Here is a 13672-nt window from a genome sequence, read left to right on the forward strand (position 1 = left end):
CGTCTCCGACAGGGGCCACTCGTCCCGAAAAACTAAAGATTTTCAAGACATAAGAGGCTGCGTTATTCAGGCGCTTCCCTCCCCCGCATTTTCGAGGTTCACCACCGTCTCGGAAAGTCATCTCACAGCATCCCGTGTCTCAGTAGCTCTGCGAGGACTTTACGGGACAAGATGGGCGGGTGAGGCTTCTCGGTTACACACGGGTCAGTACCGCCGGTCAGGACCCGCAACTCCAGATCGGTTCGCTCCTCTCTATAGGGGTGCAGAAGCGGGACATCTTTTCCGACGTTATGTCCGGCAGTAAAACGGCGGCGTCGCGTCCGGGGATGCGACGCCTGCTCGAGTACGCCGAACCGGGTGACACCGTGGCTGTCTGGCGAGTGGACCGGCTTGGCCGCTCCCTGATTGATGTCCTCAATACCGTGAATGGGCTCCGGGATGCCGGCATCCAGGTGATGTCTGTCTCGGATGGTATCGATCCTGCGACGTCGACGGGCCGGCTGATGCTGAACATGCTCGCCACGTTGGCGGAATACGAACGGGAACTCATCGTCGAACGAGTCAACGCCGGCATCGCTGTGGCTCGGGAGGCCGGGATCCGGTTCGGGCGGCCGAAGTCGGACCCGGGTGTGGTGGGTGAGAAGTTGGCGATCGTGGCTCAGGCCAGAGCAGCGGGAAAGACAGCCGCCGAGGCGGCCGCGTTGGTGGGGTGGTCCCGCGCGTCCCTGTACCGGCACCAGTCCACCGCCGGCGCGGGCAGTCCCGGTGTCGGAGTGCCCCATGAATGAGACCTGCCGCGTGCTCGCGACCCTGTCTGAACTCGACGAGGACGGTGAGGTCATCAGCGTCGGAGAGTCCATCTCTCGATGGGCAGTTCCTTATCGGCGGGTGTACTTCCACGACGCGAGTGTCGACGAGGTCCCGTTCATTTTTGATAAGTACGCCGAGGGTGGCGTCGACGGGGCCGTTGTCGTTGAGGGCATTGTGACTGCTCTTGATGCCCTCTATGTGAAGGTCACCTGGGTTGACGGAAACGGGTGGGAACCCTGCGCAGGATCAGTTACTCGTGCGCCTCTAGAGACCACTGCGGACACGCGCCGACCAGTAGAGCATGTGGTGTGGGGCCCGACGTCAGAACCGGACGACGATGGGGTTGCTTACGCGATCGGGTACCCGGACACCCGCGAGGGTGATCAGATGTTGGCCGGGTGGGTCTTCACGCTGGAGCGTTGGGCAGTCCGGTCCGGCGATACCGAACACGGTAGGCCCTAACGAACGCGACCATGCCCTTCACACCCAATATAACGGAGGCCGCGCCCAGGGCCGCGCAGAGCACGAGCGCGACCACGATGACGACAAGTCCGGCCGGACGCTCCTCGTAGTAGTAAGTCGAGTAGGTGGGGTCCCACACCAGATACTCCGCCCCGTAACTCATCCCCATCGAGTAAACGGCGGGGACCGCCACGACGCAGACGACAGCCAAGACGAGTCGTAGCATCGCAGGCGTGAAGCGTCTCATGGACGTCATCGTGACACGCACAGATGACCAGTTCGTGAACACCTGCTCTCTGGGTCCCGGTTGGCGTAGGAGAGCGGAGCAGCACCAGTTCGACACCGCCCGGGTGTTGCAGTGGAGCGGCGGGTGCGCTGTGGTGGCGGCATCGCTCCTAATCGGGCTTGCCGTCCGCGTCGGGCGCACGCTCTGGGCTGTGGTGTCGTTCTTCGTGGCCGGCCTCGCCGGACTCGGTGTCTTCATTGCCGCGTTCTCTGCCACGGGTGGCCTGCCGATTAAGCGGCGCGTCCATCACGCCCAGCACTGAACTTCGCGAGTCGGTGCGAAACCGATCGGTTCCTTCCGGTTCGTATAGGAAGGGCTAGCGTGGCACACGATGATGACCCGGGTACAAAAACGTTCGCTAACAATTCTGATCGTTCTGATCGTTATCGTGGTCGTCGGGGGGTACGCCGTCTTGACGTCTGGTGTCTTGGCGTTCATCTTCGATCCCGACGTGGAGGCAGCCGCTTCGACAGGTGTTGCTATGACCGCGCCGATGAGCGGAATTTGCACGCCGAGCCTGTCAAGTTGTGTGTGTAAGTGGGTGGTGTCTCGGGGGTTAGAGGTAGCGGTGGATGCGTTCGGGGTAGACGAGGGAGAGTTGTTCGAGGGCTTTCATCCAGTTCGTGACGACTTGCCCCTCGACGAGGCGTCCTTGGGCTTTCCGCTTGGATCCGCGGGGTAGCCCTCGTTCGCTGGCGCGGTCGCGGGCTCGTTTGTCCTCGATGTCGCAGATCGCGAGCCAGAGCAGCTTCACGGCTGCTTGGTCGTTGGGGAAGTGGCCGCGGTTTTTGATGATCTTCCGAAGCTGGAAGTTCAACGACTCGATCGCGTTCGTCGTGTAGATCACCCGCCGAAGCTCCGGCGGGAACGCCAGAAACGGTATGAACCTCTCCCAGGCGTCCTCGAACACCTGCGCCGACCGCGGGTTCGCCTGCCCCAGCTCGGAGGCCTTAAACGTATCGAGCGCCGCCAGAGCCGCGTCCGCGGTGGGGGCCTGGTAGATCGGCTTGAGCGCTGCGGCGACGGCCTTGCGTTGCCCGTAGGCGACGAAGCGCATCGCGTTGCGGATGAGGTGAACGACACAGGTTTGGACCATCGATTCCGGCCAGGTCGCCTCGATCGCTTCGGGGAACCCGGTCAGCCCGTCAACGCAGACGATGAGGACATCGCGGACACCACGGTTGGCGAGTTCGGCGCAGACGGACGCCCAGAACTTCGCGCCCTCGGCGTGTTGGACCCAGATCCCGAGGACGTGCTTGATGCCGTCCATGTCGACGCCGACAGCGATATGGGCGGCCTTGTTGCGGACGTGGCCGCCGTCACGGACCTTGATCACCAGGGCATCGAGGTAGATGACGGGGTAGAACGCCTCCAGCGGCCGTGACTGCCAGGCCAGGACCTCGTCGGCGATCTCCTCGGTGATGTTGGAGATTGTCTCGTGGCTGAGGTCGACGCCGAGGGTTGCGACAAGGTGATGCTCGATGTCGCGGACGGTCATCCCGCCGGCGTAGAGCGAGACGATCATCTCGTCCAACTGCGACAACCGTCGCGACCCGGTCGGGACCAGCCGCGGCGTGAACGTGCCGTTGCGGTCCCGGGGGATCCGCAACTCGACCTCGCCCGCCGTGGTCCCCACCGTCTTCGGAAACGACCCATTCCGGGAGTTCGGATGCAGCGCCGCTTCGGGGTCGCCCTTCTCATAACCGACGTGCTCGGTCAGCTCCGCCTGCAGCCCCCGCTCGAGACCGGTCTTGATCAGCTGCTGAATGAAGCCGCCGTCGCCATCGAGCTGAACCTCGCCGGCGTCGATCTTCGCGAACAAGTCATCCAGCATCCCGGACTCGATCAGACGCTGAGCACCCTCAGCCTGGGCCTTACGCCGCTCTTCACGCGACGCCTTGTCGATAGCCAACAGTGTGTTTCCTTTCGTAAGGAGACCCACCCCTTACACACACCATTTGACACGCTCTGCACGCCCCGACCACCCTGCGCGATCTCCTAACGGCGAGGGAAGAAGCCCTCCCCAAATCTGTACAGGGGACGTGCGTGGTCACACCCCGCATCACCAGGAAAATGCTGGAAAGTGACGCCTGGAGGCAGACCCAGAACCTCACGCAGAGTGTCGACACACTCGAAACCCTCACACCCAGAGAGCGCGAAGTAGCCCACGCAATCTCTGAGGGCCTCACCAACCGCGAACTTGCTGAACGCTTCCAGCTGTCCGAGGCCACCATCAAGACCTACGTCAGTCGCATCCTTTCCAAGCTCCAGGCCCGCGACCGAGTAGAGATAGTTCTCCGTGTCCAGCGAGCCTCGCGGTGGAGATGAGGCTGGCCGATGGATCCCCCCCACAGCGGGATGCTAGTTCCCGCGCAGTGGGGTGACACCAGGGGCGCCCACAACGTAGCCCGAACTAGTGCGATTCACGCGCGAGCCCTCGCTGTGAAGTGACTCACCAACGACATTTATCGCCGCGAATACTGCGCCATAAAACGCCGCGTTTCACAGGGTCGGCGTCGACGTCGGCTGAGCCGCCCCGGAAACGATCAGTTTCGAGCGATTCCGGAAACCTACAAAGAGGACGCCGCCAGGACGGCCGTGGGTCGGGAGCGGTAGATTGGCCGGGTCCGGCGCGACGCGCCTACTCGGGAGGGTGCAATGGCTCTGATTCCACTCAACGACGGAGAGGCGCAGGGTCCTGCCGTTCTTGAAGCTCGCGATGTGCGTAAGGGGTTTCAGGTGCGTCGGGGAGAGACGCGCGACGTTCTACGTGGTGTGACGCTGCGCGTCGGGGCCGGGGAGCGGGTGGCGATCGTAGGTCCGTCCGGTTCCGGGAAATCCTCTTTGCTGTACTGCCTCGCTGGCCTCGATCCGGTGTCCTCTGGGTCGGTGGCGCTGTTCGGTCGCGATGTCGCGTCGATGAGCGGGGCTCATCTGGCGCGGGAGTATCGGGAACGAGTGGGCTTTGTGTTTCAGCAGTACAACCTGGTGTCGACGCTTTCTGGGTTTGAGAATGCCGTTCTGCCGATGCGGCTGAGCCGACGACGTGTCGCCGCTGACGTCGTACGGAGCGTCCTGGATCGGTTGGGGGTTGGCGATCGCGGGCGAGCCCTTCCGGGCACTATGTCGGGGGGCGAGCAGCAGCGCTTCGCCATCGCCCGTGCGTTGATCGCGCACCCACAGCTCGTTTTCGCTGATGAGCCAACCGGTGCTCTCGATAGCGAGAACGCGGATGCCGTCGTGGAGCACCTTGAGTCGTTGAGCTCGTCGGGAGCGGCGCTGGTCTACGTCACGCATGACCCTTCCCTCGCGGCTCGCGCCGACCGGGTGCTGGTCATGCGAGACGGCGTGCTCGCCGCCGAGCTGCGCGGAGCCGATGGCGCAGCCGTGCTTCGCGCCATGTCTGCCCCGCGAGCAGCCTGATGCTTCGCCTGATTCTCAGTGCCACCGTGAGGAACCCGCGCGTCAGCGTCGGCCCAGCGGTGTTGTTTCTCACCGCCGGTGCCCTCGCCGCGCTCGCCCTCACGGTCGTGTTCTCTGTCGCAGGGCCAGCGGGACAACTCGCTTTGCGCGATGCCCCCGAAGGGACCGGCGCTGTCGTCGCTCAGGTCGCGTTGTTCATGATGATCCTCGGCATTGGCGTCCCGATGATCTTCGTCACGTCCTCGGTTGCCGGTACATCTGTCGAACTCGACAGGAAACTCATCGCAACCTGGCGTCTCGCTGGGGCCGCGCCGGTACACGTTCGCCTTATCGTGCTGTGCCGGCTTCTCCTCGTCGCTGTCGTCTCATCTGCCGTCGGAGCCGCCGTGTCTCCGCTCCTCGCGCAGCCATCTCTCGATTTTCTCCTCCACGTCACGACGATCAGCGTTCCAATCGCCGCTGATGTGTCTATCGCGCCCATCGCCCTGGCCGTCGCCGTGGTTTCGACTCTCGCTATCCTCGGCGGACTCGCTCCTGCGGGTCGGGCTTCACGTATCCCTCCGCTGGAAGTGCTTCGCGCCGCTCAGGGACGGCCAGGACGCAGGATCGGCCGTTGGATATTGGGAGTAGTCGCCGCCCTGGCGACGGTAGGGATCGCGACATCTACAGCAGGCCAGCCCGATCCCGGTCCCGCTTCCACGACGGGACTGATCGCAGCTTTCGCAGCGGCCGCGGCAATCAGCATCCTCTCTCCGCTCGTTCTCGGACCGCTTCTCGGCCTGTGGACACGGGTCGTTCCGCCGAGCGCGTGGCCTGCGTGGTGGCTCGCGCGAATCAGAGCGACGCAGCGCCTGTCCGCTACCTCGTCGACTGTCGCGCCTCTGGCGATGGTGCTTGTGATCATGGGTGTGTACTTCAGCCTGTCCCGCACGTGGGAGATAGCCACCGGTCAAGCAGAACAAGCGGCCGTCAACGCCCAGCAGGGCCTTGTACTCTTCGCTCCCGGGGCGGTCATCGCCCTCGTTGGTGCAGCGACCGTCCTCTTTTCCGTGGTCGGCTACTCGCAGCGCGAGCAGCGCCAGTTGCGCTCCGTTGGAGCGAGCCCAGCGAACCTCGTCTTGGCGAGCCTCATCGAACCGCTCATGTATGTCGGAACAGCTCTTCTCGTCTCAGTCCCGGTCGTGTTCGGCATCACCGTCAGCTTCACGGCGGCGCTGAATCACGTTGGCCTGGTTGCGGCTCCGACCCTCCACGTCGAAGCGCTCCTAGGCGCTGCCGTTGCCGGCTACATCGTGACCGCCCTCGCCACCGCCCCCAGCACCGCCGCTGGAATTGCTCGCGTCCGACCCGCGCGCGCCGCTACCGCTCACTGAACGACCGTCCCGAAACTCTGTACCGAAACCACTTGTGCCGTTGGCGGGTTTCGATACGTGTGGATTTGCATCCAATCTGGCGGTGTTCTGCGCGCGTCAGTGGCGGGTCTTATCCGGTAACGAGGACACTGGCGGCGGCTTCGATGACATCGTCGGTGATGGTTTCGAGCTGGTTGATTCGTAGGACGCGTTGTATTTGGGGGAAGAGGCGTTCGAGGAGTCGGAAGTTGCCGCGTGTGATGCGTTCGATCGCGGCGATTGCTTGTGCGTCGGTGAAGTCATCAGCGTCGAGAGTTTTGCCGAGGCGTTTCCAGTGGCGGTCGAGGACAAAGAGGAGTTCGTCGCGGCCGAGGGCGCGGTAGCGGTGGGAGAAGCCGAGGCGGCTGTAGAGCTGGGGGTAGTGGCGGAAGCGCTGGTCGATACCGGGCATACCAATGAGGACGACTGCGATGTGGGTGCGGTCGTGGTGGTCACGGATCAACTCAAGGCCAGTGGGTGTCAGGCGTTCGGCCTCATCGATGATGATCAGCTCGGTCCATCGCATGACGTTGGTGGTTGAATCGGCCTGACTTTCGTTCCGTTCTTCAAGCAAGGATGGAAGACGATGAACAGGAAGTATTCGCCGGAGATGCGTGAGCGGGCGCTCAGGATGCTCGCGGAGACGCGGCCCTCGCACCCGACGATGATGAGCGCCGCGCGGCATGTCGCAGGCCTGCTGGGGATGAGCCCGGAGACGCTGCGACTGTGGCAGCGCCAAGCGGAAGTCGACGCGGGCGCCAAACCCGGGCTGACAACGGAAGCGGCGGCGGAGATCAAGCGGCTGCAGAAGGAGAACGCCGAGCTTCGTAAGGCGAATGAGATTCTCAAGGCTGCGAGTGTGTTTTTCGCGAAGGAGCTCGACCGCCCCTGACCGAGATGATCCGGTTCATCAACGAACACCGGGATCGTTACGGGGTCGAGCTCATCTGCCGGGTCCTGAAACCCGCAGTCCAGGGGCTCCTCACCTCCCGCGGCTACCGCGCCGCCCTCGCCCGAACGCCGTCAGCGCGGCGGTTGCGTGACGAGCTGCTCGTGCCGGAGGTCGCGCGGTTGCATGCGGAGAACTACGGCGTCTACGGGCGACGGAAGATGCATGCGTTGATGCGCCGGCAGGGGTGGGACATCGGCCGCGACCAGACCGAACGTCTTATGCGCTTGGCTGGCGTCCGCGGCGTGAGGAAGTCGAAACGCGTGTTCACCACCCGCTCGGACAGGACGACGGCGCTCCCTGCCGATCTCGTGAACCGCAGGTTCACCGCTCCCGCGCCCAGGCGGCTCTGGGTCTGCGACGTCACCTACGTCGCGACGTGGTCCGGGTTCGCGTATGTCGCGTTCGTCACGGACGTGTACTCGAGACGCATAGTCGGCTGGAACGTCGCATCGACGTTGCGGTCAGAGGTCCTGCCTATGCCGGCGCTCGACATGGCCGCGTGGGGCGCGGGCGGCAGGCTCGACGGGCTGATCCATCACGCGGACCACGGGTCGAACTCCACCGCCATGGTCTACACCGACCGGATCGTCGAACTCGGCGCCGTCTCCTCGACGGGCACCGTCGGCGACTCGTTCGACAACGCGATGGCCGAGGCAGTGAACAACCTCTACAAGACTGAACTCATCCGTCAGCGCGGCCCCTGGCGAACCGTCGAGCAGGTTGAGCTCGCGACTCTGGAGTGGGTCTGGTGGTGGAACAACCAGCGGCTCCACGGCGAGCTTGATATGCGCACCCCCGCCGAGGTCGAGAACGCGTACTACGCTGACCTCGAATCAGCCAATCCGGCCCCTGCCGGACAAGGCTCCCGATAGGAACGAAAGTCAGGCCGATTCAGAGACCCGTTCTAAGCGGGTCGGGCTTCCTCCATCGGCTGATGTCCTCCATCAGCTCGTTGGAACGCCTACGCGCGAGTTCGACCCGGGGCTTAGCTTTCTCCGAAAGCCACTCCATGCGATCCGCTACGACGTCCTCGGTTTCCCCCATGGTCGAACGGTACCGGTGACTGTTTGTCCGCGGCAGAGCTAACGATGCCGTCGTTCAAAACCGATCGTTTGTGGTGGAGTTGCCCGCCAGTCGATCCAACATGTGAGCAGAAGTAATACCCCTCCGAGGCTGCACAGCAGCGGAGGCCTGATATCCCGACTGCGCAGCAGCCGGGCTACCTCGCGTAGCGGGGTTGCGATGAGATCCCCTGGCTGGCGGGAACCGGCCTCCTACATCATCAGCGGAGAGGCTCCAAGCCGGCGGAACCGGCACCTTCCTCCCCGGAGGTGGTCTGCGCTCGCGCCGTCATCTCCCGTGCTACCCGAGGGTCGGGGCAAGGTGTCCGCTGATTCGATCGCAGCTTGCGGATAAGTCCGCCCACCAGAAGCCCTGTCTGACCTGTCCTTCCTGACCGGGTCCCGAGCCCTCGTCATAGGCGTTCGCGGTACCCGGTCGTCGCGCATGCCCCCATCCTCCGCTCCAGAGGTCAGGACGCGACAGCTGCGTCGGTCTTGTCTCTGGCGAGCTGGCTGATGCGGGCGGGACTGACGCCGAGCAGCACAGCGGCGTCGGAGACCGTGACGCCGTGCGCGCGAAGTTCGCGCACGACCGTGCGTGCCTGGCGCGCTGCAGCGACCTGACGCTCCTGCGCCGCCGCTGTGGCCTCCCGCGCCTCCCTGACGCGAACCGAAACGCCGGTCCCGAGATCGGGGATGAGGTTCACGCGCACATCGCTGTGGTCGACGTCGGGGGCGAGGGTGTCGAGGTAGTCGCGGACCTGCTGCTCTGCACGGTCGAGAGTGCGCACCTGAGTCACAGGATCGCCGTCGATTGCGAGTTCCCATCCGCCGTCCCAGCGGGTGGCCGTGACATCGATCATCGTCATCGGTCCTGTCCCTTCACTTCCTCGATGGCCGCCAGCGCCTTCCGCGTCAATCCTGGCGACACCTCTCGCGTCTGCGTGATGATGACGGGGCGCGACAGCCCCGGTGCCGACCACTTCTCGTGATCGCCCTTCCCCTGCTCCGAGTCGAATCCGGCATCCCGAAGCAACCTGACCAGGTCGCGGTACTTCATCGGCTTGACCATGATCGCACTGTAGGGCCCCTTAATACATAGCTGAAGGGGGAGTAAATTCTGCGCTGGCGCGGCTCACCTCGCACACGCTCTCAGCAGCCGCGCGCCACGCGGAACTCGCGCTGGCCCAGACGTGAGCACGGCAACCATGCGCTGCGCCGAAGCCACCCGCGGCTTCATCTGTAGGGAACATGACCCGAATCCGCCCTGGGCGAGGAATCGCGCGGGAAATCTCGGGACGCGTCACGGTGACGCGAGCGCCTCCACCGGCCCCTCCGGCAGCACGACCCATCCCTCCCGCCGGGCGATGTCGAGAACCTCGGATGCCGGGGGCTCGAACGCCCCGAGCGCACCGGCGCGCGTCGCCAGAGCGGCCACCACCGCGTCGAAGGCATCGGCGTTCGCGACCGCGAGCGGGGCGAAGCCGCCCAGATCGAGCCACGGAGCGCGCGCGGACAGTGTCTCGAGGAGAACGGCCCGGCGCTCGGCATCCACCCGGTACCCGGTCGTGTCGAAGCCCCACAGACGCAGCGAGCCGCCGGGGTACACCTCGAACAGGCGCCCCTCGGCTGCTCGGTCGACGGGGAAGCCCGCCTCCGCGAGCCGCCCGAGAAGCCCCGCGCACCGCAGCGCGGTGACACCGAGGCGATCGGTCGAGACGCTGAGCGGCCAGCGTCCGATGCGCTCGCGCACCACGTGGTCGGTGTGGCGGTAGACGAGCGGGCGACGCCAGTCGGCTCCGCCGTCAACGAGCTCGCGGGCGGAGCCGGAGTGGTGTGCGCGCACGAAGTCGACGAACGCGTCGGGCCAGCCGAGCGGGCAGTCGACCCCGAGCCAGACCGCTTCGCCGGAGACGGATGCCACGATCGTGGCGTCATCGACCCCGGCCTCCAGCCGTGTGAGCCGGGCGCCGCCGTCGGTCCAGACGAGCTCGGCGAGGGCGGTGCCGGGCACGCCCGCGGCCAGGTCGACGCCGATCGTTCTCACCCGCGCAGCCTACGGCCCCACGCCACGGGCGGCTCGGCCGCCCGTGCGGAATACCGTCGACGACGCCGTGGTTTCCCGCGGTGTGACTTCGCACGCCGCCGCCCTCGATCGCGCGCTCGCGTCGCTCGAGATCCGCGCCGAACACGCGCGCCGCTCGACACTCGAGGCGGGCGAACGCCTGACGGTTCCGCCCGGCGAGGCGACGCTGCTCTTCGTGCGCGCGGGAGAGATCACCGGCGACATCGGCGAGAATCTCGGCTGCTCGATCGACGCCGGATCGGGTGAGGCAGCGACCCTGCGCGGCCGCCGCACGCTCCTCGCGGGCGACGCTCTCGTCTCGCTGGGGTGCGAGCACCTCGCGCTCGCGTCGCAGTCCGGGGCCGAGGTCACCGTCATCTCCGTGAGAGTGGCACGCACCCTCCTCTCCGGCGCGCTCCCCGGCGTCGTCTTCGTCAACGACTTCACGCGCGCCGAGCCCGCAGCGGCGGCCCTCGCCGCCCACCTCGGCCAGTCACCCCGCCCCGGCGACACGACCATCTGCCACATCATGGTGCGCACGGTGGTCCTCGCGGCGATCCGCGCGTGGGCCTTCGCCGATGCGAACGCCGCGTGGCCGCCGCGCTCGGAGGACCCGTTCCTGGATCGCGCCGCCGCCGCGATCGTCGCGGACCCCGGTCGCTCCTGGACCACCGATGAACTGGCCGGTCTCGCCGCGATGTCGCGCTCGGTGTTCGCCGAGCGGTTCCGCGAGGCCTTCGGCCGCTCCCCCGGCGGCTACGTCACCGACGCCCGCGTCCGCCGAGCGAAGGAGCTCTTAGAGGCCGGAGAGTCTGTGTCGGAGGTGTCGCGGACCCTGGGCTACGCCTCCGATGAGGGCTTCCGCCGCGCGTTCCGCCGCGTCACGGGCGTGGCGCCCTCGCGATGGCGCGCTTCCGCGGGGCCGGTCCCGATCGCGCACGGCTGAGCCGCGACGGCCGGGACCGAACCGCCGCGACTGGGCCGCGCGCCACGCGGGCACGCTCAGCGCGAGCGCGGAACCCGCAGCGACACCCCGAACAGCACGGCACCGACGACGAGGAGCGCCGCGCCCACGGCATCCGTGACGACGATGCCCATTCCGTCGACCAGCAGCCCACCGATACCGGCCGCCGCGACGATCGCGAGCTGGAAGCCCGTGACCACGAGGCTGCCGCCCGCCTCGAGTCGGTCCGGCATCCGGTGTCCGACCCAGGTGTTGACGATGATCAGCCACGACGCGAAGAGGAAGCCCCACGCGAACACCGCCGCGGCGACCGCCGCGAACCCGGGGAGCGAGAGCACCACGACGATCGACGCCGCGATCGCGAGCGGACCGACGACGGACAGGATGCCGAACGCCCGGTCGACCACGATCCCGATGACGATGTTGCCGATGAGCCCGCCGGCTCCGAACAGCGTCAGGAGAAGGACCACCGTTGCGGCATCCACCTCGGGGAGGCGCTCCAGCGCGAGCCGCACGTAGGTGTAGGCGAGGAAGTGCCCGAGCACGATGAAGACGTGGCCGACGAGTCCGAACGCGGCTCCGGGCCGGCGGAGCGTGTCGACGAGGAGTCGGATGCTGGATGCCGCGGCCGCCGGCACCGGGGGCAGGACGAGACGCACGGCCACCCCCACGACGGCGGAGGCGAGACCGACGATGAGGAACGCCAGACGCCAGTCGAGCGCCTCGCTCAGCAGGACGCCGAGGGGGACGCCCGCGACGGTGGCCAGCGACAGACCGGCCGAGGTGAACATGACGGCGCGACCAATGCGGTCAGGCGCCGACAGGGCCGCTGCGACCGTGATCGACATCGACCAGAAGGCCGAGATCGCCGCGCCGAGGAGGAAGCGCGCGACGAGGATCGTGACGAAGTGGGGGGCGACCGCCACGGCGATGCTCGACACCGCGGCCGCGGCGGCCGCGATCACGAGCAGCGTGCGTCGGTCCAGACGCGGGAAGATCAGGCCGACCGTGGGAGCCATCAGCAGCCCGGCGAGCGCGGTGACCGTCACGGTCTGCCCGGCCTGGCCGGGGGTGATGCCGAGACCCGCGGCCATCTCGGTGAGCACACCGTTGGGGAGGAACTCGGCGGTGACGAGCAGGAAGCTCATCAGCATCAGGACGACGAGCCCGCCGTATCTCATGCGGGCGACGGGAGCGACGGGAACGGGGGCGGTCATGGTCATGGCTCGATGCTCGCAACGGAGCATTCCGCGCGCCCGACCGATCGTCCGGGGCACCCCACCGTTCGTCCGAGCACGATCGTCGGCGCGCAACCGGTCGCCCTCACCCGCCGGACCTGAGAAGATCACCCCATGGCAGACGACGACCTCCCCGACTCCTTCGAGCCGGGCCTTCGCGTGCCTCCGCGACCCCAGCCGCCCGCGCCGCCCGTTCCGAAGGGCGACCTCCGGGTGGCCTCGATCATCGCGATCGTCACCGGGAGCATCGTCATCGCCTGGCATATCTTCCTGGTCTCGGTCAGCGCGATCGCCGACTTCGATCAGTTCGTATGGGTACAGCTCGGCATCTGGGCGCTCGCCCTCGTGTCGTTGGTCACCGGCATCCTGAGTCTGAACGCCCGCATGGCGCGCGAACTGGCCGCGGCCGGGTTCATCGCGGGAGTCGCCGCGGCCCTGCTGTCGCTGGGCATCGGCTTCTTCAGCGGAGCGGACTTCCTTCCCTGACGCCTTTCCGGCCCGGACGCGTCAGCCGGCGCATTCCTCGCTGAGCTCGGTGAGTGCCCACGAGCTCGCGGTGCGCTCGAGGTGCACCGTTCCGCAGTCGCCGTTGGCATACGTCACCTGCAACAGCGCGTCGTCGGCGGTCTCGGACTCGACGTCGACGGTCACATCGGCGGGGAGCCCCGCCGCCGCATAGAGGGCCGAGCTCTGCCGGATGAGGGTGGCGCAATCGTCGATCTCCACGCCGGTGGCGGCTTTGTACTCGGCGATCATCCGCTGCTGGAGGGGCTCGGTCAGCGCACCGCACGCGGCGACGGTGTCGGCGGAACGCACCGCCGTCCACCAGGTCTGGAACGCCGCGACCGGGCCGTCGGCCGGCACCGGCGATGCGGTGGCGACGGGGCTGGCATCCGACGTCGCGGCCGTCGTCTCGGACGGCTCGTCGGATGCCGAAGACCCGGTGCACCCGGTCAGGGCGAGACCGGCGGCGAGCAGGGTGATGACCAGCGCGTGGGGGGATCGCATCCCTCCATTGTC

15 protein-coding genes and 1 pseudogene are annotated in these 13672 nt (G+C 66.7%); 9 read left to right on the top strand and 7 right to left on the bottom strand.

Annotation, left to right across the window (positions count from 1 at the left end):
• Positions 1 to 179: 179 nt before the first annotated feature.
• From QE388_RS05170 to QE388_RS05180, 3 genes are all read left to right on the top strand, one after another.
• Complete coding sequence (locus QE388_RS05170; protein WP_275800340.1) at positions 180 to 788, top strand: recombinase family protein; 609 nt, start codon at positions 180 to 182, stop codon at positions 786 to 788.
• A gap of 10 nt (positions 789 to 798) precedes the next feature.
• Positions 799 to 1272, top strand: a complete 474-nt coding sequence (locus QE388_RS05175; protein ID WP_307383583.1) for a hypothetical protein — start codon at positions 799 to 801, stop codon at positions 1270 to 1272.
• A gap of 233 nt (positions 1273 to 1505) precedes the next feature.
• Positions 1506 to 1820 (top strand): hypothetical protein, encoded by a 315-nt coding sequence (locus QE388_RS05180; RefSeq protein WP_275800336.1) that lies wholly within the window; start codon positions 1506 to 1508, stop codon positions 1818 to 1820.
• Between the two features lie 294 nt (positions 1821 to 2114).
• Here QE388_RS05180 and QE388_RS05185 read toward each other — a convergent pair whose 3' ends face one another.
• Positions 2115 to 3392 carry an IS256 family transposase gene (locus tag QE388_RS05185; RefSeq protein ID WP_373426637.1) on the bottom strand — a complete coding sequence of 426 codons (1278 nt, stop codon included), beginning with the start codon at positions 3390 to 3392 and terminating at the stop codon, positions 2115 to 2117.
• A 212-nt stretch (positions 3393 to 3604) separates the two neighbouring features.
• On the opposite strand from QE388_RS05185, the gene QE388_RS05190 reads away from it, so the two are divergent.
• From QE388_RS05190 to QE388_RS05200, 3 genes are all read left to right on the top strand, one after another.
• Positions 3605 to 3886, top strand: a complete 282-nt coding sequence (locus tag QE388_RS05190; protein ID WP_307383585.1) for a response regulator transcription factor — start codon at positions 3605 to 3607, stop codon at positions 3884 to 3886.
• A gap of 330 nt (positions 3887 to 4216) precedes the next feature.
• Positions 4217 to 4981 carry an ABC transporter ATP-binding protein gene (locus QE388_RS05195; RefSeq protein WP_275801305.1) on the top strand — a complete coding sequence of 255 codons (765 nt, stop codon included), beginning with the start codon at positions 4217 to 4219 and terminating at the stop codon, positions 4979 to 4981.
• Positions 4981 to 6354, top strand: coding sequence for an FtsX-like permease family protein (locus QE388_RS05200; protein ID WP_275801303.1), 1374 nt, complete (start codon positions 4981 to 4983; stop codon positions 6352 to 6354). Before QE388_RS05195 ends, QE388_RS05200 begins: the two co-directional genes overlap by 1 nt.
• Positions 6355 to 6463: 109 nt before the next feature.
• Here the strand turns inward: QE388_RS05200 and QE388_RS05205 are convergent.
• Positions 6464 to 6910, bottom strand: a pseudogene (locus QE388_RS05205) (AAA family ATPase); the annotation flags it as partial.
• Between the two features lie 48 nt (positions 6911 to 6958).
• Between QE388_RS05205 and QE388_RS05210 the strand changes: the two are divergent.
• Positions 6959 to 8196 (top strand): IS3 family transposase gene (locus tag QE388_RS05210; protein WP_307383593.1). Its coding sequence is split into 2 segments (ribosomal slippage): positions 6959 to 7244 and positions 7244 to 8196, totalling 1239 coding nucleotides; the frame shifts between segments, so codons are not numbered across the junction.
• A gap of 659 nt (positions 8197 to 8855) precedes the next feature.
• Here QE388_RS05210 and QE388_RS05215 read toward each other — a convergent pair.
• From QE388_RS05215 to QE388_RS05225, 3 genes are all read right to left on the bottom strand, one after another.
• Entirely contained in the window at positions 8856 to 9254 is a 399-nt protein-coding gene (locus QE388_RS05215; RefSeq protein WP_307383596.1) for an antitoxin HicB, read from the bottom strand.
• Entirely contained in the window at positions 9251 to 9457 is a 207-nt protein-coding gene (locus tag QE388_RS05220) for a type II toxin-antitoxin system HicA family toxin (protein ID WP_058595305.1), read from the bottom strand. The genes QE388_RS05215 and QE388_RS05220 overlap by 4 nt, the downstream gene beginning before the upstream one ends.
• 231 nt (positions 9458 to 9688) lie before the next feature.
• Positions 9689 to 10432, bottom strand: a complete 744-nt coding sequence (locus QE388_RS05225; RefSeq protein ID WP_307383599.1) for a DUF429 domain-containing protein — start codon at positions 10430 to 10432, stop codon at positions 9689 to 9691.
• A 67-nt stretch (positions 10433 to 10499) separates the two neighbouring features.
• Here QE388_RS05225 and QE388_RS05230 point away from each other — a divergent pair, with 67 nt between their 5' ends.
• A complete protein-coding gene (locus QE388_RS05230) occupies positions 10500 to 11396 on the top strand; it encodes a helix-turn-helix domain-containing protein (RefSeq protein WP_307383600.1) in 897 nt (298 codons plus the stop codon).
• Positions 11397 to 11452: 56 nt separating this feature from the next.
• Here the strand turns inward: QE388_RS05230 and QE388_RS05235 are convergent, their stop codons facing one another.
• Positions 11453 to 12637 (bottom strand): MFS transporter, encoded by a 1185-nt coding sequence (locus QE388_RS05235; RefSeq protein WP_307383602.1) that lies wholly within the window; start codon positions 12635 to 12637, stop codon positions 11453 to 11455.
• A 129-nt stretch (positions 12638 to 12766) separates the two neighbouring features.
• Here QE388_RS05235 and QE388_RS05240 point away from each other — a divergent pair, with 129 nt between their 5' ends.
• Positions 12767 to 13138, top strand: a complete 372-nt coding sequence (locus tag QE388_RS05240; RefSeq protein ID WP_153003261.1) for a hypothetical protein — start codon at positions 12767 to 12769, stop codon at positions 13136 to 13138.
• Positions 13139 to 13159: 21 nt separating this feature from the next.
• On the opposite strand, the gene QE388_RS05245 is transcribed toward QE388_RS05240, so the two are convergent.
• Entirely contained in the window at positions 13160 to 13660 is a 501-nt protein-coding gene (locus QE388_RS05245; protein ID WP_307383605.1) for a hypothetical protein, read from the bottom strand.
• Positions 13661 to 13672: the final 12 nt, after the last annotated feature.

It is taken from the genome of Microbacterium sp. SORGH_AS_0969 (assembly GCF_030818255.1).
Classification (GTDB): Bacteria; Actinomycetota; Actinomycetes; order Actinomycetales; family Microbacteriaceae; genus Microbacterium.